The sequence below is a fragment of the Bradyrhizobium sp. Rc2d genome (genome assembly GCF_900099855.1).
Lineage (GTDB): Bacteria > Pseudomonadota > Alphaproteobacteria > Rhizobiales > Xanthobacteraceae > Bradyrhizobium.
Genome location: NZ_FNCU01000005.1, coordinates 129,277 through 150,534, shown reverse-complemented (window position 1 = coordinate 150,534; position 21,258 = coordinate 129,277). Strand labels below are relative to the sequence as shown.

Annotated in this window: 20 protein-coding genes; 15 read left to right on the top strand and 5 right to left on the bottom strand. The window is 60.0% G+C overall.

Going from position 1 to position 21,258, the window contains the following annotated elements; all coding sequences use genetic code 11:
- Positions 1–51 precede the first annotated feature (51 nt).
- The 6 genes from BLV07_RS10080 (at position 52) to BLV07_RS10055 (ending at position 5,555) form a co-directional block, all read left to right on the top strand.
- Positions 52–489 (top strand): hypothetical protein, encoded by a 438-nt coding sequence (locus BLV07_RS10080; RefSeq protein ID WP_091883512.1) that lies wholly within the window; start codon positions 52–54, stop codon positions 487–489.
- An 8-nt stretch (positions 490–497) separates the two neighbouring features.
- Positions 498–1,865 carry a pilus assembly protein TadG-related protein gene (locus BLV07_RS10075; RefSeq protein ID WP_091883507.1) on the top strand — a complete coding sequence of 456 codons (1,368 nt, stop codon included), beginning with the start codon at positions 498–500 and terminating at the stop codon, positions 1,863–1,865.
- Positions 1,862–2,281 carry a TadE/TadG family type IV pilus assembly protein gene (locus BLV07_RS10070; protein ID WP_091883502.1) on the top strand — a complete coding sequence of 140 codons (420 nt, stop codon included), beginning with the start codon at positions 1,862–1,864 and terminating at the stop codon, positions 2,279–2,281. Before BLV07_RS10075 ends, BLV07_RS10070 begins: the two co-directional genes overlap by 4 nt.
- 618 nt (positions 2,282–2,899) lie before the next feature.
- Positions 2,900–4,528 carry a type II and III secretion system protein family protein gene (locus BLV07_RS10065; RefSeq protein WP_091883497.1) on the top strand — a complete coding sequence of 543 codons (1,629 nt, stop codon included), beginning with the start codon at positions 2,900–2,902 and terminating at the stop codon, positions 4,526–4,528.
- A gap of 12 nt (positions 4,529–4,540) precedes the next feature.
- On the top strand, positions 4,541–4,939 hold the full coding sequence (locus tag BLV07_RS10060; protein WP_091883492.1) for a hypothetical protein: 399 nt from the start codon (positions 4,541–4,543) through the stop codon (positions 4,937–4,939).
- A gap of 46 nt (positions 4,940–4,985) precedes the next feature.
- Entirely contained in the window at positions 4,986–5,555 is a 570-nt protein-coding gene (locus tag BLV07_RS10055) for a tetratricopeptide repeat protein (protein ID WP_244551033.1), read from the top strand.
- Positions 5,556–5,690: 135 nt separating this feature from the next.
- Here BLV07_RS10055 and BLV07_RS10050 read toward each other — a convergent pair whose 3' ends face one another.
- Positions 5,691–6,503 carry a hypothetical protein gene (locus tag BLV07_RS10050; protein ID WP_244551032.1) on the bottom strand — a complete coding sequence of 271 codons (813 nt, stop codon included), beginning with the start codon at positions 6,501–6,503 and terminating at the stop codon, positions 5,691–5,693.
- Between the two features lie 222 nt (positions 6,504–6,725).
- Here BLV07_RS10050 and BLV07_RS10045 point away from each other — a divergent pair, with 222 nt between their 5' ends.
- A complete protein-coding gene (locus BLV07_RS10045; protein ID WP_091883483.1) occupies positions 6,726–7,004 on the top strand; it encodes a hypothetical protein in 279 nt (92 codons plus the stop codon).
- 524 nt (positions 7,005–7,528) lie between these two features.
- Here BLV07_RS10045 and BLV07_RS10040 read toward each other — a convergent pair.
- Positions 7,529–8,407, bottom strand: coding sequence for a GNAT family N-acetyltransferase (locus BLV07_RS10040; protein WP_091883479.1), 879 nt, complete (start codon positions 8,405–8,407; stop codon positions 7,529–7,531).
- 337 nt (positions 8,408–8,744) lie between these two features.
- Between BLV07_RS10040 and BLV07_RS10035 the strand changes: the two genes are divergently transcribed.
- The 3 genes from BLV07_RS10035 to BLV07_RS10025 all read left to right on the top strand — a co-directional run bounded on the left by BLV07_RS10035 (position 8,745) and on the right by BLV07_RS10025 (position 11,707).
- Positions 8,745–9,668, top strand: coding sequence for a 2-hydroxyacid dehydrogenase (locus BLV07_RS10035; protein WP_091883476.1), 924 nt, complete (start codon positions 8,745–8,747; stop codon positions 9,666–9,668).
- Positions 9,669–9,681: 13 nt separating this feature from the next.
- Positions 9,682–10,038 (top strand): cupin domain-containing protein, encoded by a 357-nt coding sequence (locus tag BLV07_RS10030; protein WP_091883472.1) that lies wholly within the window; start codon positions 9,682–9,684, stop codon positions 10,036–10,038.
- 211 nt (positions 10,039–10,249) lie between these two features.
- A complete protein-coding gene (locus BLV07_RS10025; RefSeq protein WP_091883467.1) occupies positions 10,250–11,707 on the top strand; it encodes an NAD-dependent succinate-semialdehyde dehydrogenase in 1,458 nt (485 codons plus the stop codon).
- A 129-nt stretch (positions 11,708–11,836) separates the two neighbouring features.
- Here the strand turns inward: BLV07_RS10025 and BLV07_RS10020 are convergent, their stop codons facing one another.
- Positions 11,837–12,526, bottom strand: coding sequence for a haloacid dehalogenase type II (locus tag BLV07_RS10020; RefSeq protein WP_091883462.1), 690 nt, complete (start codon positions 12,524–12,526; stop codon positions 11,837–11,839).
- 339 nt (positions 12,527–12,865) lie between these two features.
- Between BLV07_RS10020 and BLV07_RS10015 the strand changes: the two genes are divergently transcribed.
- Positions 12,866–14,242 (top strand): aspartate aminotransferase family protein, encoded by a 1,377-nt coding sequence (locus BLV07_RS10015; protein ID WP_091883457.1) that lies wholly within the window; start codon positions 12,866–12,868, stop codon positions 14,240–14,242.
- A gap of 16 nt (positions 14,243–14,258) precedes the next feature.
- On the opposite strand, the gene BLV07_RS10010 is transcribed toward BLV07_RS10015, so the two are convergent.
- Both BLV07_RS10010 and BLV07_RS10005 read right to left on the bottom strand, forming a co-directional pair.
- Positions 14,259–14,735, bottom strand: coding sequence for an Lrp/AsnC family transcriptional regulator (locus tag BLV07_RS10010; protein WP_071911192.1), 477 nt, complete (start codon positions 14,733–14,735; stop codon positions 14,259–14,261).
- A gap of 111 nt (positions 14,736–14,846) precedes the next feature.
- Positions 14,847–16,172 (bottom strand): NAD(P)/FAD-dependent oxidoreductase, encoded by a 1,326-nt coding sequence (locus BLV07_RS10005; protein ID WP_091883452.1) that lies wholly within the window; start codon positions 16,170–16,172, stop codon positions 14,847–14,849.
- 389 nt (positions 16,173–16,561) lie between these two features.
- Between BLV07_RS10005 and BLV07_RS49715 the strand changes: the two genes are divergently transcribed.
- The 4 genes from BLV07_RS49715 to BLV07_RS09990 all read left to right on the top strand — a co-directional run bounded on the left by BLV07_RS49715 (position 16,562) and on the right by BLV07_RS09990 (position 21,221).
- Entirely contained in the window at positions 16,562–16,696 is a 135-nt protein-coding gene (locus BLV07_RS49715; RefSeq protein ID WP_283806515.1) for a hypothetical protein, read from the top strand.
- 156 nt (positions 16,697–16,852) lie between these two features.
- A complete protein-coding gene (locus BLV07_RS10000; RefSeq protein ID WP_091883448.1) occupies positions 16,853–18,541 on the top strand; it encodes an ABC transporter ATP-binding protein in 1,689 nt (562 codons plus the stop codon).
- A 9-nt stretch (positions 18,542–18,550) separates the two neighbouring features.
- A complete protein-coding gene (locus BLV07_RS09995; protein WP_091883443.1) occupies positions 18,551–20,215 on the top strand; it encodes a peptide ABC transporter substrate-binding protein in 1,665 nt (554 codons plus the stop codon).
- A 55-nt stretch (positions 20,216–20,270) separates the two neighbouring features.
- Positions 20,271–21,221, top strand: a complete 951-nt coding sequence (locus BLV07_RS09990) for an ABC transporter permease (RefSeq protein WP_091883438.1) — start codon at positions 20,271–20,273, stop codon at positions 21,219–21,221.
- The last annotated feature ends 37 nt before the right edge of the window (positions 21,222–21,258 follow it).

Below are 21,258 nucleotides of genomic sequence, written 5' to 3'. Positions count from 1 at the left end.
CTATTGATCCGGTCGACGATCGGAACGGAAAGTATCTGTCGAGGTAGGCTCATGAGCCACAAGAAGTCTTTCGGCGTGGATCAACGCGGCGCCGTCGCGTTTGAGACCATGATCGTCTACTTTTTTTTGGTGGCGTTCCTGCTCATGCCGCTCGCCGACGTGGCCGCCGCGGGCTTCCAGTTTATTTCCGGGTGGTCGGCGTTGCGCGGCTTCGGGCAATACATTCAGTATTCACCGCCGCCTGACGTCACGAATACGTCAAGTTGGGCATCAAGCGCACTTGCAAAGGCTGGTCCCAGTTTTCCCATCAGCAATCTGCAAGTGATGTGCGGCGATGCGAACGCCGTCTGCAACTCAAGCAACGTTACTTCGATTCCCAAGTACTTTACATTTTCGACAACCGTCACTTTAGCCCCGATTGTATTGAGACCGATTTTGTGTCCCACCACTTGCACGTACACGCTGCCTTACTCAGAACGCTTCCAGTAGGTGTTTCCATGCGTGATCTGCTCCGTTCCCGACGAGGCGCCGCCGCATTCGCAACAGTTATCGCTCTCGTGCCGCTCATCGGAGTGGTCGCACTCGGGGCCGAGGCCGGATCGTGGTACGTCACTAGGCAGCAAGCGCAGAACGCCGCCGATGCGGCGGCCTACTCGGGCGCCTTGGGGCTTGCCTGCATTATCGCCGGTGCGACCTGCCCAACAACGGTGGATTATTTCGGCAAGGAATTCGCGGCACAGAACGGGTTCTGCAACTCAAATCCAAACGACAGCACGCCCTATCCCAACAGGCAGTGTCCGTCCAGTCTTCCGAACAGAGTTTCGCGGGCCGTGCAGATCGATATCGGCGATTACAATGCGGGCACGTTCACAACGCCGGCGGCAGGAAGCGGCAACGCCGTTCGCGCCAGGACCAGCCAGCAACAACCGGCCTACTTGGCGGCAGTGCTGGGTTTGACCACCGTCAACATCCCCGCCCAAGCCATTGCTCTGGTTCGGCAGCCGAGCAAGGTGTGCGCCTTGGCGCTTGGACCTGATCCGAACGGTGGGGGGGCGCTTAAAATTGGTGGTACCGCCAGCAACAACGGAACGGGTTGCCCGCTGATGTCGGATGCTAGCGTTCAATTTGCCAGCACGCCATCTTTCAGCGGTTCGGGATGGGCAGTTTACGGTGCAACTGGTTGTTCTCCAACCAGTACCTGCGCTAATCCCGGCGTAACGCACAACTACTTTATGCCTCCTGCTCTAGATCCACTTCAGGGATTGAACAATCCCACCTCGTCGATCAACACAAGGACCGGAACTACCACCAGTGCGTCTACGAAGGTTACATGCCCCGTCACATCGCCACCGTATCCCAACGGCAGCAAGTGTTGGAACCTTGCACCCAACGACAGCAGCGGCGCGTATACTGGAAACTTTAACTGGGGCAACCAAGATTATGTGACCTTTACTGCGTCAGGAACATATTTTTTCTATAATGCATCGGTGAACATCACCGGCGCAACCGTGACGGGCGTAGGTGTCAACATCGTGTTGCTCGGTAATTCGAATCTCACGATCAATGGCGGGAATATCGTTCTCTCCGCCCTTTCTAGCAATCCGACATTTCCTGCTCTGAATGGAGTTCTGATTGACGATCAAACGACTGCGAACGTCAACATCGGCGGCAACGGCGTCATTAAGCTTGCGGGCGCGATGTACTTTCCCAAAGCAGATGTGTCGTTCAGCGGGACGATTCAACCCGACAATACGACCTGCTCAGAAGTGATCGCCAAGACATTGACCATGACCGGTACCCCCTACTTGAGTACGCAAGGGTGTGGTCCCATTGCTTACACCCAAGTTATCGCTTTGGTGCAGTGATGAGAAAACTCGACAATCGCGGTGTCGCGGCGTTCGAATTTGTCCTCGTCTTCGTAGCGCTTTTCACATTGATCTTCGCCATCTTCGATCTCGGGCGCTATGCAATCACGATGCAGTCCTTGCGGACGCTCGCGAGCGCCGGCGCCCGGGCAACGATGATCAAGTGCTACACGCCGGACGTAATCAACAACACACCACCCTCCGGCTGTATCGATATCGATACCTACCTGCCTGTCGCACAGAGGAAAGTTGCGGCCCCCTTCCTGTTTTTCGGCGGTCTCACGCCAACGTTGACCGTGGGGTCCAGCAGCACCAATCTGACTGTTACAGCTTCCCAGGCAAGCTTTACCATGCTGATGCCGATATGGGGCACAGCGCTTAATGCGCCGAGCGCGTCCACTCAAATTCCCTTCTAGCCACTCCCGACCGATGAACACCCGAGCTCCCTAGTTATGGCGATTGAGACGATGCCGGGTGTGCTCGCGAGCGGGGCACCGCCGCTGGGAGCGGTCGCTGCTCAGCGAGCGCCCCCGCGATCTGGCAGGCTGTGTCCGTCAATATGGCAGAATGCCTTACGTGTATCGTCCGGCATCGCTTCGCGGCCGAGCCGTCGTGCATCCGCGCGTCGATCCGGGCAATCAGGAAGCTGGTCGAGTCGGTCAAACGCACGGGCATCGAAGTGCGCCAGAGCGAATTGCGCTTGGCCCAAAGAATCTCCATGCATGCGACAAGACGTCATTCGATAGCAAGCGACGACGGGAACTCGTGGATGTGCTCCAGAATAGTTCCGCACAACCATGGCGAATGATGCTCGTTGGCAACAATGGAGAGTTTTCTTTGCTCTTGCGGCAGTGCGGTAAGTGTCTCTTCTTGCAAGCTGGCAGCGTGAGGGATGATGATGTTGGAAACACGAGGTAACGAATTGTAGTGGGACAGATTGTAAGCTCTGCGACGTGGTGAGCAGAGGGGAAATGTTGAGGACGGCGAGCACGTAGATTTGCGGGATCTGCGTGGATCGCAGTAGGGGAACTCGGATGGGCGGCGGTCGCGTTTGGGGTAATAAGGTAGGGAAGCTTCTCGCCTTCGGCGTGATGGGTCTGGGCGCAGCGCTCGCCTCGTCTGGGTTCACTGACCGCGCGGCGGCTGCAGACAAGCGGGGCTCCGGCGGCGTCATCGTCAGCGAGATGAGCGACGTCCAGCGGGTCAAGGTCGTCGTCAACAAGTCGCGCACCTTCAAGGTCGACACGGCTTTTGCGACGATCGTGGCGGGCTCGTCTGACATCGTCGATGTGAAGTCGCTGAGCGATCACCTCATCTACGTGCAGGGCAAGCAGACCGGCACCACCAACGTCATCCTGTTCGATTCGTCGATGAAGCAGATCGGGATCCTTGACGTCGAGGTCGTGATCGATACCGGCAATCTGCAGCAGAACATCCGGACCAGCACCGGCGGGCAGGGTATCCGCGTGTCGGCTTCCGAGGGGCAAGTGGTGCTCAGCGGAACCGCCGCCGACGCCGTTACCGCCGAGCGGGCCATGGCGATCGCCACCAGCACGGTTGCGAAAGGGGGCGTCGTCGTCAACGCCATGAGCGTCGCGGCGCCGCAGCAGGTGATGCTGGAGGTGCGTTTTCTCGAGGTCTTTCGGCAGGCCGGCCGCGACCTCGGCGTGAACCTTTATGCGGCGAACGCTAACGGAACCAACGTCGCGAACACGGGGCGTGGTGGAGTGGTGACGGGCGTGACCGGCCGGCAACCAATCGGAGGCGTCAACGGCGATGTCGGTGCTCCCCCAACGGGTAGCCTGCCGGTGCTCGGAACATTGAATACGCTTATTGGCACTGCGGGCGGTGCAGCTCCGGCACCGTTCGGAAGCTTGTTGACCAGCATCATCCGGACGAGCAACGGCGGCTCGGTGGACTTGTTGATCTCGGCGCTGGAAACCAAGGGATTGGCTCGCCGGTTAGCGGAGCCCAACTTGACCACGCTTTCGGGCGATGCCGCCCGCTTCCTGGCCGGCGGTGAATTTCCAGTGCCGATACCGACTCAGACGACGAACGGTTTTCCCACCATCACGATTGAATACAAGAAGTTCGGTGTTGAGCTCGCCTTCGTCCCCACCGTGCTCTCGCGCGGCGTGATCAATCTTCGGGTCGAGCCGTCGGTCAGCGAACTTGATTTCACCAATGCGATTACCATTCAGGGGACGACCGTTCCGGCCCTCACCCGACGCGACGCGCGCACCACGGTCGAGTTGCGCGATGGCCAGAGCTTTGCAGTTGCCGGCCTGCTGCAGACCCGCAATCGCCAGGACGTTTCGCAATTGCCGTGGATCGGCTCAGTGCCGGTGATTGGAAGCCTGTTCAGCAGCAAGTCGTACCAGCAGGAGGAAACCGATCTCGTTATCATCGTCACCCCGCGCCTGGTCGCGCCGGCGGCGCCCGGTCAGCAATTGGCCTCACCGCTCGACTCGCGCCTGCCGGCCAACGACGTCGATTTTTTCCTCAATGGCCAGATGGAAGTCCGCAAGCGTTACAATGACTACGTCAATTCCGGCGGCGACGTGAAGGGGCCGTACGGGCACATCATCGCTCCTGAAGTCAGGGCGCCCGTTGTAGCTCCGGCCGCTGCTGTCGAGCAGCCGGTCGTGAAAACGCTGAACTAGAGGAAGCGAGAGATGACCATCAGATATTTGGCTCTGTTCGCACCGCTCCTGCTTGGGGGATGTTACGGGCTAGCCGGTCACGACGAGGTCGACCGCTACTTCCAGCGTTCTGACACCATCACGATGAGCGCCGGCAACGCCAAAGAGGTTAACGCCGCTACCCACACAATCCATCCATGGCCGCGCAACGTCGGTGATCGCAGGATCGCGTACGATGCGCGGCGCGTGGGGGCAGCCGTTTCGCGTTACGGCAACACGCAACAGCCGGTGGATCAGCTTCCCGACATGGGCGATCCGACGAAACAAATGGGCCAGCGGCCTCCCGTCACTCAGAATGTCAACGTAACCGGATTGGGGGCTGGATCGACTGCTGGAGTATCGGTGCCGGTCGGCGGTGCACCAGGCAGGTAAGGGGCGAAGGGGCGTTGGCTTTGCGTAATTTAGCAATGATATTTCCATGAGGCCGCTGATCCGGGTGGGGGCAGTGCCTATGCGGCGCATCTTCTTGATGCTGACCTGTTGTTGGTTAGGGATAGGCCTTGCAGCCTGTGACCAGACACTGAGGGAGGCTGCCGTCGTGGCTCCCGTCGAGCCGCCTGGCGGGGATCCCGTGCAGGAGCCGACCGACGTCAAATATTATCCCTCGGACGAGCCGGTACGGCTCGGCTTGGAGCATTTCAACCGCGGCAATTACGGGATTGCACAACGCTACTTCAAGGACGGCGTGGAGAAATCGCCCAAGGACGTGACAGCTTGGATCGGGTTGGCTGCCAGCTATGATCGGATACGTCGTTTTGATCTGGCTGACCAGGCTTATGCCCAGGCGATCCGGCTGGGAGGCGAAACCGTGCAAGTCCTGAATGATCAGGGATATTCGTACATGCTGCGTGGCAATCTGAGTGCGGCGCGGCGGAAATTTGAGAAGGCCTATTCGCTCGATCCAGGCAACCCGGTTATCGCCAATAACCTTGAGCTACTGAACGGCAGCCGACGGTTCATTGAACGGCCGCCGAACAACCAGCCATAAGTCGAATAACTGCCTGCAAAGCCATTGCAGGCGGGCTTTGGCGCTCGCCCTTGAACGTGCAGATCGGTTATCGAACCTTGCGCGCCATTCTATAAGCTTCACAGTCGTTGCAGGGGGCGTTGGGACCGCCGCTCGTCAATTGGACCCGATCACAGCATCAGCGTAGTGGCTCCCATTTCGCGTAATGACAATGACGCCGTTGCGAATGGTAAATCTCGCGCCAAGCAGTTTCCGCACCTTCTCCGTGATCGGAGAAGGGAAGGGGATGGTTTCTCCCGTGACGGGATCGCCGACCTTGATCGACTCAGTCACGGACCCCGCAACCGGGGCAGGCTTGATATAGTCGCGGATCAGCTGAATCTCTTCGCGCGACAGGATGAGCGAAGCCTGATCAGGCCGGGTCTCTGGCGGCGGCTTAGGCGGTTCACTGCTTGGCTTCTCACGTGCCTCGTTGGCGGTTGCGATCTGATCAAGCCTGGCTACGCGGAGCTTGAGCGCGATGATCTCGCGTTGCAGCGTGGCGATCTCCACTTTGAGCGACTTGACCTGCGTGAAGACAATCGTCGCGCAAACGCAACTCACGAGAACAACAACGCTCAGCAATCCGAGCAACCAGCGCTCGATGTTTCCCATCGACCCTGTGGGCCCCTCGGGTAGTTGACCGCGCTGCAAATGCTCGTGCCAAATTTGGCGTCCTCGCTTCATCCAATCTGTATAGGCGGTCACACTGGCGGACACACCTCGTGCAGAACCGAAATGTGCGGATGACGCAGCAGAGGCCTCCTGGGCCGGATGGACTATAGGTGCTTTGTTGCTTTGCTCGGCGCGTGGCTCCGGCTTTTGGTTCTCGGCGAGGTGACGCTCCACCGGCCGATGAGCGGCGGTGTGGAACGGATCACGCCCCATCGGCTGATCAGGCTGGCCGATAGTTTTTCTCGAAAGAGTCATCTATCAACTTTAGCGGGTGCGCCGACGCGGCTTCGAATAGGGCACCAAACGGTCGTTTGCACGTTGCGTTTGCGTGCCGACGTCGCCGGGTCTGTAAATCATTCACCATTTCCGTGGGCGCAAAGCGTGCCGAAAGGCAAAGCCTATGTCAATTGAGGACAACGGCGGCAGCATTGGATCAGGACATCGGAACCACAGATATCGTTTCGTAGCACAAGCCCTATGCGCGGGGCACCGCGCACAACGGTTCGCCTTACAGACGAACGACTTCGCCGCCTTCTGGAGGACTTCGAGCGCCTGATCTGCTTGCAATCGTTCTACGAAGATGCACCGATACGATTGCTTTGCACGTCGAGCATTGATGGCGTCATGAATCCAAGCTACCAGATTCTGCTTGTCGGGATGGCCATCCTCGTCGTCATCGGCCTGCGGTTCCTGATCAACCATATCCGGCTTGGGCGCCTGATCCCGGCGGTCACCAGCGACCGCGAGATGGCGTAGTCAATTGGCATCGATATCAACCGGACCCTCATCTTGGCGTTCTCGCTCGGTGTCTTTCTCGCCGCATTGGGAGGAGCTCTGGCGGCATGCTCTAGCTTGCGTCGTTTGGCTGGAGGTTGCTCAAATTGGCCCATGATGGATTGGAGCGAGAGTTCAAGTTTCTCAATCGGTTAGAAGGCGGCGTGTGCACGACGTGTGCACCGGGAGATCAAGAAAAATCTCACCACGGCCAACGTAAGCAGGCTTGTTGCGCATGCGCATGATCTGAATTTGCGAGGCCAGGAGGCGGGCGAGTGCTTACGTGCAGTCTCGGCTGTTCGAGGCGGGATAGTCGAAAATCGTGGGTTTGACTCCCACTCTCTCCGCCATTTGCACGATTTCTACGCCAAACTACGATTCGTGCGCTTGGGTCCGCTTCGCGAGCGACTCGTCCCCTCCGCTAGCCGCCCTAGCCACGGCCCGTCTCTGTAGGGTCGCGATCGGCGCCGTTGGCACCAGTCCCCACGGAGCTTCGCTTCATAGCCTCAGCTCAACGCGTGACCGGCTAGCCCGTAAACCCACGGCTTGTTTTCCTTTCGGTTCAGAAATCGCCGGCCCTTAGACATCGTTGTGACGGTGTCGGTCATCCCGAGGCGGCTTTGTTGAAGGAAGTCGGCAAACAGACCCGTCTGCTCCCGCGTATCGACGCGGACGAATTGTCCCGCGAGAGCCTTAAGATGCACGGCGGTGAGATGGATCGCGTCACAATCATTGCTGGCGACGATGGGGCCGATCACATGACCACGCCCGAATTCGCGCTTCATGGAAAAACCGACGGCCTCTCCGCCGCGGCGCAAGACGGAGATTGACGCACCTTCAGAAAGCAATGCAAGCAGCTTCTGCCGGTTAGTTCCGAACGCGCGTTCATCCAGTGCCGCGATCTCTCCGATGTTCGCAGTGGACAGCGAGCTCAATTCACCGGCCAGACCCGGCACCGGCGGAGGTGGTGAGACGATCTCTCCTTGCCACAGATACACAGTGGCTTCCTTCGTGAACCCCAGCGACAGATACAGATGATAGGCGGCATGGGTTGAGTTGAGGGTCAAATTCCGGTCGCCACACCGCTCGAAAACCTGCTCCATGAGCCAGCGGCCAGTACCTTGTGCCTGGGTTCGAGGCGATGTGATCACCAGACCAATCGTCGCGAATTCCTGGCTATAAGGAAACCACATCGCGCTGCCGAAAACGCGGCCTATGCCATCAACGGCGACGATGCCGTGGCCGGCGCGGCGTAGGAAATCCCAGTCCTTGGGGCGATGCGGCCAGCCGACACCGATCGAAAGCGCGTGGAGCAGCTTCACATCAACGCCGTTGATGTCCTTGGCCACTAGTTCAAAGGACTTCACGCGTACCGTTCGTCCCATTCAGTTCATCCGTTCCTTTGCGGGACTCAAAGCCCGCGGCCTGGCCTTCTGCTGCGTGCCGCACAAGCCCTCTTTTGCAGCAGCGTAGCGCGGAAGGCCAGCAGGTTTCGCCTGTTTGGCAGGCGGTATTCGGAATGTTCCGCCGCCAGTGCAACTCGATTCAGCAGGGAAAGCTACTGGTTGCGGCCTATCGATATCCGGCAACAGCAGGCAGGGTGAGCCCCAGTGAATGTTGAAGGCTTCGCTGGAGGGCTCGCCGCCTTTCCAGCCCTCGGTGGTCGGCCTGGCCGGTCTCAACGCCCCGCATCCCGGGCGAGGACCTAAGAGGACCACGTCGATGGCGTTCCTTTTCAATTCCGATGCTGCTCGGGCGGCTATTTTCCGGCAGGCCTTTGCGCGCGAGCTCCCTGAGCTCGAATTCTATCATTCCAGCGAATGCTTCGAGCCGGAAAAGGTACGGTACCTACTGACCTGGAACGTGCCCGACGATCTCTCGCGCTTTCGAAATCTGGAAATGCTCTTTTCCATCGGTGCGGGGGTCGATCAATTCAAGCCGGAGACCATACCTGGCCACGTCAAGCTCGTGCGCATGATCGAGGATGGCATCATACGCATGATGCAGGAGTACGTCGTGCTTGGGGTGCTGACACTCCATCGCGAGATGCTTGCCTATCAGGAGCAGCAGGGAAGAGGCCTATGGCAGGCTCTTGCAATGCCCCAGGCGGCCGATCGGCGCGTAGGCTTTCTGGGCCTCGGCATGTTGGCGCAAGCTGCGATTGATCGCCTCAAGCCGTTTGGATTTCCGCTTTTCGCGTGGAGCCGCAGCAACAAGAAGATCGAGAGCGTCACCTGCTTCCACGGCGATGGTCAGCTTGGCGACTTCCTGCGAGGAACCGATATCCTCGTCTGTCTTCTTCCCCTGACGGAGCAAACAAGCGGCATCCTGAACGCACAGCTGTTCTCTCTCCTGCCGGCGGGAGCAAGGCTGCTGCATGTCGGCCGTGGTCCGCAGCTTGACCAGGGCGCACTCATCGAAGCGCTCGACAGCGGGCGCCTCGCCGCAGCGATGCTCGACGTGACCGATCCCGAGCCGTTGCCGGAAGCCCATGCGCTCTGGTTGCATCCGAAGGTGATCATCACGCCGCATATCGCGTCCGTGACGCAACCGCATACCGCCGCGCAATTCGTCATAGAGAACATCCGGCGCCACCGCGCCGGACGAAATCCGATCGGCCTCGTCGATCGAACGCTCGGCTACTAACAGGAAAGATGCCATGTCACTTCTGATTGCCATCGACACCAATCCGGATTTTGTACCGAAGAAGGCCGTGCCAGCTCCGGAACGGCTCATTTCGGGCAATCCGTCCTTCAAGACCTGGGCGCAGGATGCCTCGAAGGGTGAGAAAGTGCTGACGGGCGTCTGGGAGGCAACCCCCGGCGAGACCCATTCCATCAAGGGCACCACCTTCGAGTTTTGCCACATCATCTCAGGTCTTATCGAAATCGAGGAAAAAGGTGGTGAGACGAAGACTTTCCGCGCCGGCGACAGCTTTGTGATGAAGCCGGGCTTTGTCGGCGTCTGGCGCACGATCGAGACCGTGCGGAAGATCTATGTCTGCCACTATGACTGAGCACGATGCCTGACGGCGGCCTCACTAAACGACGGCCAGAACAATCGACTTTCGAGATCCCATCTGACCGGATTCAACGCCGTCAGACGCTTCCTTCTCGATGAAAAATGCGGCGCGCGATGCTGTATGGCTCAGATGAGACGGCTTTGTCTCGCCAATCGCATATCCGGCGGTGATGGCGGTTTGACCCCAAGGGCAAGGGAACAAATACATGGTTGCACTGAAAGACAAGGATCTGTTTCGCCAGCAGGCACTGATCGGCGGCCACTGGCGCGACGCGAGTGCGAAGGCGACGGTTGATGTCATCGATCCTGCCAGCCAGCAAGTTCTTGGCACCATCCCGGATATGGGGTGCGAGGAGACTAGGGCTGCCATCAACGCTGCGGCCGACGCGTTCAAGCATTGGAAGACCACGGCTCATGCGGAGCGCGCCGTTCTGCTGGAGCGCTGGTATGACCTTATGCGGCGCCACGAGCAGGACCTGGCGCTGTTGCTGACGTTGGAGCAGGGCAAGCCCCTGGCGGAATCGCTCGGCGAAATCCGCTATGGGGCCTCCTTCATCAAATGGTTTGCGGAAGAGGCGCGCCGGATCAACGGATCGACGATCCCGTCACCCACGGTGGATCGCCGCATTCTGGTTTTGAAAGAGCCGGTCGGCGTCTGCGGGATCATTACGCCCTGGAATTTCCCCAACGCAATGATTACACGCAAAGTGGCACCTGCGCTTGCCGCGGGCTGCACCGTTGTCATCAAGCCCTCTGAATTCACACCGTTTTCGGCCCTCGCGATCGGTGTGCTGGCGGAGCGGGCGGGGATTCCACCTGGCGTTATCAACATCGTGACGGGCATGCCGGCGGACATTGGCAAGGAGCTGATGGCCAATGAGACCGTCCGCAAGATCTCGTTCACGGGATCGACCCGCGTCGGCGCGCTGCTGATGAAAGGCGCCGCCGACAACATCAAGCGGCTCAGCCTCGAGCTCGGCGGCAATGCGCCGTTCATCGTCTTCGACGATGCCGATATCGACCGCGCCGTCGAGGGCGCGATTGCGTCGAAGTTCCGCAACGGCGGACAGACATGCGTCTGCTGCAATCGCATTCTCGTCCAATCGGGCGTCTACGATGCGTTCGCAGAGAAGCTCGCCGGCAAGGTCGCGAAAATGAAGGTCGGCGCCGGTACGGAAGAAGGAGTCGCAATCGGGCCGATGATCAATGGCGCGGCGATCGACAAGATCAGGCGGCACGTCATGGATGCCCTGGACAAGGGCGCAAAGATCATCTCGGAGAGTGAGGCGGTGCCGGAAGGCCGACAATATGCCCGGCCTCTCGTGCTCGGCGGCGCGACGACTGAGATGCTCCTGGCTTCGGAGGAGACCTTCGGGCCGGTCGCGCCGCTTTTCCGATTCGAGACGGAGGACGAGGCGATTGCGATCGCAAACGGTACGCCATTCGGTCTTGCGGCGTATTTCTACACCGAAAACCTGAAGCGTTCCTGGCGTGTTGCCGAAGCGCTGGAGTTCGGCATGGTCGGCTTGAACACCGGCCTGATTTCGACCGAGGTTGCGCCATTCGGCGGCGTCAAACAGTCGGGCCTTGGACGCGAGGGATCTCAGCTCGGGATAGAAGAATATCTCGAGACTAAGGCGCTCCATGTCGGCGGACTGGACTGAGCGACTGATCGGATCGGTGGCGCAAAAAGAAAGGGGGCGGTCGAACCGCCCCCTTTTTCTTCACGGCGCTCCTTTCTACAGGAGCTTTCCAAGAGCTGCAGCGCCGCGAGAGAACCTGAAAAGATACGCTCAGGCACTTTTGCGCAGGGGCTCCAGGCCGACCGCCGCAGCAAGCCCTCCGATGTCAGCGACCTCGGTGTATTCATAGAAGGGGTTCGCCGGCTCGTGACCGCGGTTCACCCATACCTTGCTCTCGATACCCAGATCGTAGGCGGTCATCAGATCGTAGCGGAACGAGGAGGAGACGTGGGTGATATCTTCCGGGCCGCAGCCCAGCTTGTCGAACATGTATTCGAAGCCTTTCATGTGCGGCTTGTAGGCGCCAGTCTCCTCGGCCGTGATGACCATGTGGAAGGGAGCGCCGAGCTTCTCCACGTTGCACATGATGAGGTTATTCATGGAGTTCGACAAGATGACCAGCGGGATCTCTTTGGCAACCTTGGCCAGACCAGCCGGGACGTCGGCATGTGGACCCCACGTGTGGATCTCTTCATTGATGCGCTGGGCATGCTCCGGCTGAAAGACGACACCATTGCGCTTGCAGGCGCGCTCCAGCGCGTTGTGCACCACCTCGAAGTACGGCTTCCAGGCGCCGAGAACCTCGTCCAGGCGATAGGCTGAAAAGTCCTTGATGAGCTTTGCCATCGCCGCGCTCGAAAGCTCCGAGCCATAGACTCGCGTTGCCGCGCCGGCCATGTCGAAATTGGTCAGCGTGCCGTAGCAGTCGAAGGTGATGTATTTCGGTCTGAATGTCGCCATAGCTCCGATCCTTGCGATCTCGCACCGCTTGCCGGTACGACGCGCACCATAGCGAGCAGCCGACGAGATAATGCGCCGATGTCGCGGTGGTCGGGAGCAGATTGTGTCGTATCGCATCGGAGCCGTGGCAGAGAGTTGCGCGACGACGGCTCTCCTCGTTTAGCCTCAATGCCGTCGCCGCACCATGCCGGCATAAGATGCCGCAGTGGTGCCCAATCAAAGTCAAAACGGCCTCCGTCCATGTCCTGCCTGGGAGCAACTGCTGTCTTCGGCAACTTATGTTGAGCCTGGACACAACGGGCTGCTCACACAAACATCGCGGCCGATCTGGAGGACAATATGTTGAGCAACTCGCTAATTGAGCTCGATCGCGCGCATCTGATTCACCCGGTCTCTTCTTATCGAAGCCACGAGGCGACGGGCGTCCGCGTGCTGAAGTCAGGCAAGGGCGCGACGCTGACCGATGTCTCGGGACGTCAATTGCTGGACGGCTTTGCGGGTCTGTGGTGTGTCAATGCCGGCTACGGACAGGACAGCGTCGTTGAAGCGGCTACGCGGCAGCTGCAGGAGCTGCCTTATGCGACGGGCTATTTCGGTTTGGGCTCGGACCCGGCGATCCGGCTAGCGGCCAGGTTGGCTGAATTGGCGCCTGGCGATCTGAACCATGTCTACTTCACGCTGGGTGGCTCCGATGCCATCGACAGTACGATCCGCTTCATCAGGTACTACTATCATTCCAAAGGTAGGCCGCAGAAGGACCAGTTCATTTCCCTCGAGTCTGGTTACCACGGATCGTCGACGGCAGGGGCCGGCTTGACGGCGCTGCCCGCCTTTCATGCGGGCTTTGGGGTGCCCCACAGCTGGCAACACAAGATCCCATCGCACTACGCCTATCGCAATCCTGTCGGTTCCCATCCCCAGGCTATCATTGCGGCATCGGTCGCCGCTCTGCGGGCCAAGATCGCCGAACTCGGCGCCGATCGCGTTGCCGCCTTCTATGTCGAACCGATACAGGGCTCGGGAGGCGTTCTCGTTCCGCCGCCGTCCTGGCTGAAGGCCATGCACGATGTGTGCAAGGAGCACGATATTCTCTTCGTTGCCGACGAGGTCATCACCGGCTTTGGCCGTGTCGGTCCGCTCTTCGCCTGTGAAGAGGACGACGTCGTGCCGGATCTCATGACCACGGCAAAGGGACTGACGTCGGGCTATGTGCCGATGGGAGCGGTTCTGATGTCGGACCGCGTCTACAACACCATTGCCGATGGCGCCGGCAAGGCCGCCGTCGGTCACGGCTACACCTATTCCGCCCATCCCGTCAGCGCAGCCGTCGGGCTCGCGTGCCTCGACCTCTACGAGAACGGCTTGCTCGACAACGGCCGCAAGGCCGGGCACCGCCTGATGGAAGGTCTTCGCGCGCTGGCTGATCATCCACTTGTCGGCGATATCAGGGGTCGCGGCATGCTGGCTGCAATCGAGCTTGTCACCGACAAAGTGCTCAAGACGCCACTTCCGCCGGAAGCCGACGCCGCGCGCCGCATCTTCGACCGCGCTTGGGACAACGGTCTCGTCATCCGCGCTTTTGCCCAGGGCGTGCTGGGTTATGCGCCGCCGCTGTGTTGCACGGATGAGGACATCGACGGCATCATCGAGCGGACCAGGAAGACGCTCGACCAGACGCTCGAAGACAAGGACGTTCGCGCGGCCATGAAAGGATGATCGCTGCGCCCGATTGTCAGCTATTGAAGATGCTTTCGAGCGGCAAATGGGACTTCACGATCGGCGACTTCAGCACGACGAAACTGAAGTATTTGTCGATACCGATATCCATCTCGACCAGACGCTCCATCACCGCCTGATATTCGCTGATCCCTGCCGTGATGAACTTGACGAGATAGTCGTATCCGCCCGAAACCAGATGGCACTCGACGACCGAATCGATCTTTTCGATCGTCGTGAGAAAGCGAGCGAAATCAATTTGCCGATGATTCTTGAGAGTGATTTCAGCGAAGACAGTCAGAGTTTGCCCGAGCTTGGCAACATCGATCTGGGCGGAATAGCCGGTAATGAAGCCCTCCGACTGGAGCCTCTTGACTCGCATCAGGCACGGGCTCGGGGATAGGTTTATCAGCTCTGCGAGCTCGACGTTGGAAATCCGCCCGTTCTTCTGCAGTTCGCATAAAATCCTGATGTCGATCTTATCGAGCTTCATAGCAATGCCACAAGATGGGGGAAGACAACGGCGTCAAGACTTGGCTCCAGCGTCATACGTAGTGTCATAGCATCAACCGGCACCTTTTCCCAACGGGGGCAGACACCGGATCTAGAACTCGCTGACCTTGCCCCAGGCGCTCCCTTTCAGCCGCTCCGGTCTGTAGGGACGCGGGTCGACGATTGGCGCACGACCGGTGATGATGTCGGCGATCATGTGCCCGGTGCCGGGCCCAATCCCAAAGCCGTGGCCACTGAATCCCGCCGCAAGGATGAAGCCTGGAATGGATTCAACTTCGCCGATTGCCGGAATGCCGTCCGGTGTGCTGTCGATGTAGCCGGCCCAGACGTTTGAGATGGCGAGGTGCCGCAGCTCGGGGACCAGCTTGCACGCGCGTCGATGCGTCAGCCGAATCTGCCTCATGTCGGGGCGGGGATTGAGCGTTCGGTTCAGCTCCATCGGGGTCACCTCGTCGAGCCTCCATTTCGCCAGGGATTCGTGACCTTGCCGCATGCCCTCGAAGGCTCCAGGGCTGAGGCTTCGCCAGCGGCGTGCGAACATGGGCAGGAATTCGCGGCCGAACCTGAATTGCTGCGGTGTCGGATCTAGTCGCGCGCGCCCGCTGATTGCCAGCGTGTAGCCGCCATTGCCGCGTCGCGTGGCCGACACGAGCCCTGCGTAAAGGGCATCAGGCAGGCCGGCCGCGCCCGGGGCCAGGGCGAGAATCGAAGAGCGCACGGATGCCTGCGGGAAGCGAATTCCGAGCTGGTTGCAGAACGAAGATGCCCATGCGCCTCCTGCCATGACCACCGTCTTCGTCCGGATCGTGCCCGCCTCGGTCACCACGCCGTTGACCCGGCCGGCACTGAGCTCGATGCCGCGCGCCGCGCAGAGCTGGTGCACCGTGCCGCCCGCCGCCATGATCGCACGCGCGGCGATTGGGACGGCCTTTGAAGTGTCCGCCGTCCCGTCTGTCGGCGAGAAGACGCCGCCCTTCCACTTGCGACCCGTCGCCTTGCCCCGACCGCTCGCCTCTTCCGAGCTCAACATATGCGTCGTGACGCCAACGGTCCTGGCGAAGTCTCGCCACTTGGCCCAGCCCGCCAGCTCATTCTCGTCGTTCGACAAATACAATAGGCCGCAGCGGCGAAAGCCCGTGTCTTCACCCGTTTCCTGGGCAACTCGTTCCCAGAGATCGAGGCTCTTGGTCGCAAGCGGCAGCTCGCGTGCATCGCGGTTCTGTTGGCGGCACCATCCCCAATTGCGGCTGGACTGCTCGGCGGCGACGCGGCCCTTCTCGAGCAAGGCAACCTTGAGGCCGCGACGCGCGAGATAGTAGCTTGTGAACACGCCCACCACGCCGCCGCCGATCACCACGACGTCTGCCTCTGGAGGCAGGGATGGACTGGATTCGATATGCATGAGTGGCGCGTTCATGGGGCAGGGACTCCGATGGTCGCCGTATCGTATCCGAGCAGTTGCGGCACGCACGTTGCGGACTTTCGTGGTTGGGCGGAATATCCTGCGGTTTGCGGCTTGTGGTGCAGGCACTTATTGCGAAGAAATTTCGATTGTACGCCATCTCGCAGGCGTGGAGGCTGGGATGGTCTCTGCATCGGATCTGCCTTTTCGTGGCCTGCAGGCAAACCCCAGCCGCATCTGCGCGCCGGCAGCCGCAGACCGAAATGCCAAATCGGGCTTCGTTTTTAGAACTTCATGCTGCCTATCTGGCGCGTTTCGGCGACTCCCGGGTGATTGAAGCCGTCAGACTTGTAAATACCGGATCAATGGCGATCAACGGGCAGAAATTCAAAAGGTGACGCGCGATGGGCCTTGTCAGGGAGGAGACCTTTGCCGAAGCGATCGAGCTGGGCGCCAATGGCAGCCTCTCGGACCTCGATTCATTGTTCGAGCGCTCCATTCGACTGATCGCCCGCGCTCAGCGACGCCTTTGGCTGTAGAGCAGCCACCTCTGAATCATGTCGTATTCACCGCGCGGAGAATGGCAGAATGAGCGACGAGTTGTTGACCTGTCCGAGCGTAGCGGCGGTAAAAGAAGCCAAAGAGCCGATCCGCAACGGGATCACGGGACGCGCTTGAAAGGGGAGAATGTTCAGATGACCTCTGCCCCGCAGCCTTTAGCCTCGCAAGATGTGGCACTCGCGGTCCGCGACCTGACCGTGAGCTTGCCGCCGGGCATGGAGCGGGCGCACGCGATCGAGAACGTCTCCTTTGAACTGAAGCGCGGCCAGATCCTCTGCATCATAGGAGAATCCGGTTCTGGCAAGTCTGTCACGGCCAATGCGATCATGGGGTTGTTGCCCAAGTCGATCCGGGTCTCCTCGGGAGCAATCCGTCTCGAAGGGATGGATCTCGTAGGACTCTCGCCGGAGAGGCTGCGAGACCTCCGTGGCCGTGTCGTCTCGATGATCTTCCAAGATCCGCTCTCCGCGCTCAATCCGCTGATGACGGTGGGCGCGCAGATCGAGGAAGTGATGGCGGCGCACGGTGCGGGAACGCCGAAATCCCGTCGTAGCCGCGCCGTAGAATTATTGGCTGAGGTGGGCCTGCCGGATCCGCCGCTCATGTATCATCAATATCCGTTTCGGCTGTCGGGCGGGCAACGACAGCGGGTGATGATCGCCATCGCTCTGGCTCTCGAGCCTGCGATCCTGATTGCCGACGAGCCGACCACCGCACTCGACGTGACGACCCAGGCGCAGATTCTGCAACTGATCCGCGATATTCAACGCCGCAAGGGCATGAGCGTGATGTTTATCACCCATGACTTCGGAGTTGTGGCTGAGATTGCCGATTCCGTTGTGGTGATGGAGAAGGGTCACTGCGTGGAGCAGGGGAGCGCCGAGCAGGTGTTGAAGTCCCCGAACCATCTCTATACGCGTCGCCTGATCACGGCCGTGCCGCATCTGACGGGCAAGGACCGCGTCCCGGCGGAAGCTGCGGCCGCGTCCTCCATTCTGAAAGTCGAATATCTGGTCAAGACCTACCGCAGTGGCAGTGCGCTGTTCGGCAGGCAGCGGATCGTACCCGCGGTCAATGGCGTCTCGTTCGAGCTTTCGCCGGGACGCACCTTGGGCGTCGTTGGAGAAAGCGGCTCCGGTAAATCATCGCTCGGGCGATTGTTGATCAAGCTCCTCGACAGCGACGGCGGCTCTATTCTCTTCGAGGGACGCGACCTTGCCCGGCTATCCGAAGCCGAGTTTCGGCCGCTTCGACCAAAGATCCAGATGATTTTCCAGGATCCATTTGCATCGCTCAATCCGCGATCGACGGTCGGTCAAATTCTGACGGTCGGTCCAATTGCGCATGGGGTGCCTCGCAAGCTGGCTTGTGAGCAGGGGCGTGAGCTCTTGGCCCATGTCGGCCTGGATGCGGGAACCTTTGATCGCTATCCGCACGAGTTCTCCGGTGGTCAACGTCAGCGCATCGGAATCGCTCGAGCGCTGATGTTCAAGCCTAAGCTGCTGATCGCGGACGAGGCGGTTTCCGCGCTCGACGTATCGATTCAGGCGCAGATCTTGAAGCTGCTGGACCAGATTCAGCGGGAGACCGGGGTATCGATGATCTTCATCACGCACGATCTGCGCGTGGCCAGTCAGATCTGCGATGAAATCGCGGTCATGCATCGAGGGCAGATCGTCGAGCACGGACCCCCATCGCAGATTTTCCTGAACTCAAAATCGGCCTATACGCGAGAACTCGTTGCTGCGATCCCCGGCGAGCAGCAAAGCAGCGCCCGCGCGGTGGGAAATCAATCGACATTGGCCGGACATAGCCACAAATGAGGAGGGGTCATGACTGAAGCTCGGACTGCACCGATCTATTCGCGCCGCAGCGCACTCCAACTGATGATCGCCGGGGCGGCCGGCCTGGCCGGATCAAACCTGTTGGGTAATCCGGCCCTCGCTCGCACCTCTCCGACAAAGCCGACCGGCCGCGTGATCGTCGGGCTTGGACAGGAGCCGACCGTCTTCAATCCGCTGATGGTACACATTGAAGTCGATGACGGCGTGCACTTCTCGGTGTTCGACGCGCTCTTCCGCATCGATCCTCAAGGCGCCATTCAGCCCAACCTTGCCGTTGAAGTGCCGGACCAGAAGAACGGCGGCATTTCAGAGGACGGTCTCAAATGGCGCGTTCGTTTGCGTGACGATGTCCGCTGGCACGACGGCAAGCCGTTCAGCGCCGAGGACGTGAAGTTCACTCTCGAACTCATCACGAATCCCAGCTTCCGAAGTTGGCGCACGGCCGGCCATGCTCTCGTGCGCGACATCACGGTGATCTCGCCCGCGGAGATCTCGTGGCGAATGGAAGAGCCCTTTGCGCCGTATCTGTCGTTTCTGACCGAAACCTTCATCGTGCCCAAGCACATCCTCGAGAAGGAAACCAATCCAAACAACGCCGCCTTCAACCAGGCGCCGGTCGGCACCGGCCCATTCAAGTGGGGCCAGCGAGTCGCCGGCGATCATCTCGAGCTCCTGGCTAACCCCGACTATTTCGGTGGGGGTCCTCACATCGAAAGGCTGGTCTTCAAATACATTCCCGATCTCACCGTGCTCTATACTCAGTTCAAGAGCGGCGACGTGGATCTCGTGGGTCAGCCCTACATCACGCCGGACCACTACGGCGAAGCTAAGGCGCTGCCGAACCGCGTGGTGACGCTCATCCCAAGGACCTCGTTCGAGTCCTTTTACCTGAATCTCGAACGACCGCAGTTCAAGGAACTTGCCGTCCGCGAGGCGCTCTACGCGGCGATCGACAAGGAGGCCATCATACAGGGGCTCTATTACGGAGTGCCGACCTCGACAGAAACTTTCATGCCGAGGCAGTCCTTCTACTTCAACGCCCATTTGCCACTTCACGAATTCAACCTCAACCGCGCGGGCCAGATTCTCGAGAAGGCAGGCTGGCTGCCGGGACGGGACGGTATCCGCGCCAAAAACGGCGTCCGTCTGTCCTTCGCCAATTCGACCACGTCGGGCGATCCCCTTCGCGAACAGGTTCAGCAGTTCCTGCAGCAGACGTTTGCGCAACTGGGCGTCGAGATGAAGATATCCAACCTGCCCGCCGCCGTGATGTGGGGCGAGTTCTGGCAGCAATCGCAATTCGATTCCGTGATCGTCGGCAGCACCTATCTGATCGGCGCCGACCCGGATGTCACCAATCGCCTGCACTCGCGCTCGATCGGAGCGAAGGGGGGCCGCGGCTCGAATAATGCGCAATACGCAAATCCGGAGGTTGATGCTTTGCTCGATAAGGGCGCACGCACCTTCGATCCGGAAGCGCGGCGCGAGATCTACTTCCCGGTCCAGGAACTCGTGCGTCGCGATCTGCCGTTCCTGCCGCTGTATCAGAGCAACTCGGTCGAAGGTCTCAAGAAGGGGATCAACGGATTCGTGCCGAACGGCAACACGCGCACGGAATCCTGGAACGCGCTGGCCTGGTACTGGGCGAGCTGATGTCTTGCCTTACGGACCGCGGCGGACGGTGTTGTCACGCTAATGGAGGACTCGAATGTCCGCCTTCCTGCTGAATCGTCTCTTGCAGAGCATCGTGCTGCTGGTGATCGTCTCGATCATCGGCTTCACGGTTCTCAACCTCATGCCGGGCGGTCCTCTCGCGCAGTTCGGGCTTGATCCGGGCATGACCCAGAAGGATGTGGAGCGGCTCGCAGCGCAGCTCGGGTTGAACCGGCCGCTATGGATGCAGTATCTCGATTGGGCCTGGCGGCTGCTCCAGGGCGATTGGGGACACTCGTTCCGCGATGGCTCTTCGGTGCTGGCTGTGATTGGTCGACACTTGCTGGCGACGCTACTGCTTATGGGTACGTCCACCGCATTCGCGATCGGGGTCGGTGCCTGGATCGGAATCCGCGGCGCCACCCACCGCTATTCGCTGTTCGACTACTGCGCGACGGTCGGCGCCATGGTGGCGCTGTCGGTTCCGACCTTCTGGTTCGGCCTGATCGGCATCTACATCTTCACCCTGAAGCTGGGTTGGGTGCCCGCAGGCAACATGTACACGATCGGCGACGGCTCGGTGCTGGACTACCTGCATCACCTGATCCTGCCGAGCTTGGTGCTGTCGCTCGTTCACGTCGCGATCTGGAGCCGTTACATGCGGACCGCAACGCTCGATGCGTTGAGTCAGGATTTCGTCAAGACGGCCCGGGCCAAGGGCGTGAGCGAACGCCGCATCTTGCTGAAACATGTCATCGGCAATGCGCTGTTGCCGATGATCACGCTGGCAGGGATGCAATTGCCCAGCATTCTCACCGGCGCGCTGGTCACGGAGACCGTGTTCACCTGGCCGGGCATGGGTCGGCTGTTTCTCGACAGCCTTGGCTACAGCGACTATCCGGTCGTGATGGGGCTGTTGATCTTCTCGGCCATGCTGGTCGTGTTGGGCAACCTGATCGCAGACATCATGATCGCCACCGTCGATCCGCGCATTCGCCTGGCCTGAGCCTGCGGACTCACGCCAGATAAGAGGAGCCAGTAGA

Coding starts and splice junctions, on each gene's coding strand:
- BLV07_RS09995 (WP_091883443.1), top strand. CDS start 18,551: ATGACTGAAGCTCGGACTGCACCGATCTATTCGCGCCGCAGCGCACTC.
- BLV07_RS10030 (WP_091883472.1), top strand. CDS start 9,682: ATGTCACTTCTGATTGCCATCGACACCAATCCGGATTTTGTACCGAAG.
- BLV07_RS10010 (WP_071911192.1), bottom strand. CDS start 14,735: ATGAAGCTCGATAAGATCGACATCAGGATTTTATGCGAACTGCAGAAG.
- BLV07_RS49715 (WP_283806515.1), top strand. CDS start 16,562: ATGGGCCTTGTCAGGGAGGAGACCTTTGCCGAAGCGATCGAGCTGGGC.
- BLV07_RS10040 (WP_091883479.1), bottom strand. CDS start 8,407: ATGGGACGAACGGTACGCGTGAAGTCCTTTGAACTAGTGGCCAAGGAC.
- BLV07_RS10055 (WP_244551033.1), top strand. CDS start 4,986: ATGAGGCCGCTGATCCGGGTGGGGGCAGTGCCTATGCGGCGCATCTTC.
- BLV07_RS10015 (WP_091883457.1), top strand. CDS start 12,866: ATGTTGAGCAACTCGCTAATTGAGCTCGATCGCGCGCATCTGATTCAC.
- BLV07_RS10050 (WP_244551032.1), bottom strand. CDS start 6,503: ATGACTCTTTCGAGAAAAACTATCGGCCAGCCTGATCAGCCGATGGGG.
- BLV07_RS10060 (WP_091883492.1), top strand. CDS start 4,541: ATGACCATCAGATATTTGGCTCTGTTCGCACCGCTCCTGCTTGGGGGA.
- BLV07_RS10005 (WP_091883452.1), bottom strand. CDS start 16,172: ATGAACGCGCCACTCATGCATATCGAATCCAGTCCATCCCTGCCTCCA.
- BLV07_RS10000 (WP_091883448.1), top strand. CDS start 16,853: ATGACCTCTGCCCCGCAGCCTTTAGCCTCGCAAGATGTGGCACTCGCG.
- BLV07_RS10080 (WP_091883512.1), top strand. CDS start 52: ATGAGCCACAAGAAGTCTTTCGGCGTGGATCAACGCGGCGCCGTCGCG.
- BLV07_RS10025 (WP_091883467.1), top strand. CDS start 10,250: ATGGTTGCACTGAAAGACAAGGATCTGTTTCGCCAGCAGGCACTGATC.
- BLV07_RS09990 (WP_091883438.1), top strand. CDS start 20,271: ATGTCCGCCTTCCTGCTGAATCGTCTCTTGCAGAGCATCGTGCTGCTG.
- BLV07_RS10035 (WP_091883476.1), top strand. CDS start 8,745: ATGGCGTTCCTTTTCAATTCCGATGCTGCTCGGGCGGCTATTTTCCGG.
- BLV07_RS10065 (WP_091883497.1), top strand. CDS start 2,900: ATGGGCGGCGGTCGCGTTTGGGGTAATAAGGTAGGGAAGCTTCTCGCC.
- BLV07_RS10020 (WP_091883462.1), bottom strand. CDS start 12,526: ATGGCGACATTCAGACCGAAATACATCACCTTCGACTGCTACGGCACG.
- BLV07_RS10075 (WP_091883507.1), top strand. CDS start 498: ATGCGTGATCTGCTCCGTTCCCGACGAGGCGCCGCCGCATTCGCAACA.
- BLV07_RS10045 (WP_091883483.1), top strand. CDS start 6,726: ATGCGCGGGGCACCGCGCACAACGGTTCGCCTTACAGACGAACGACTT.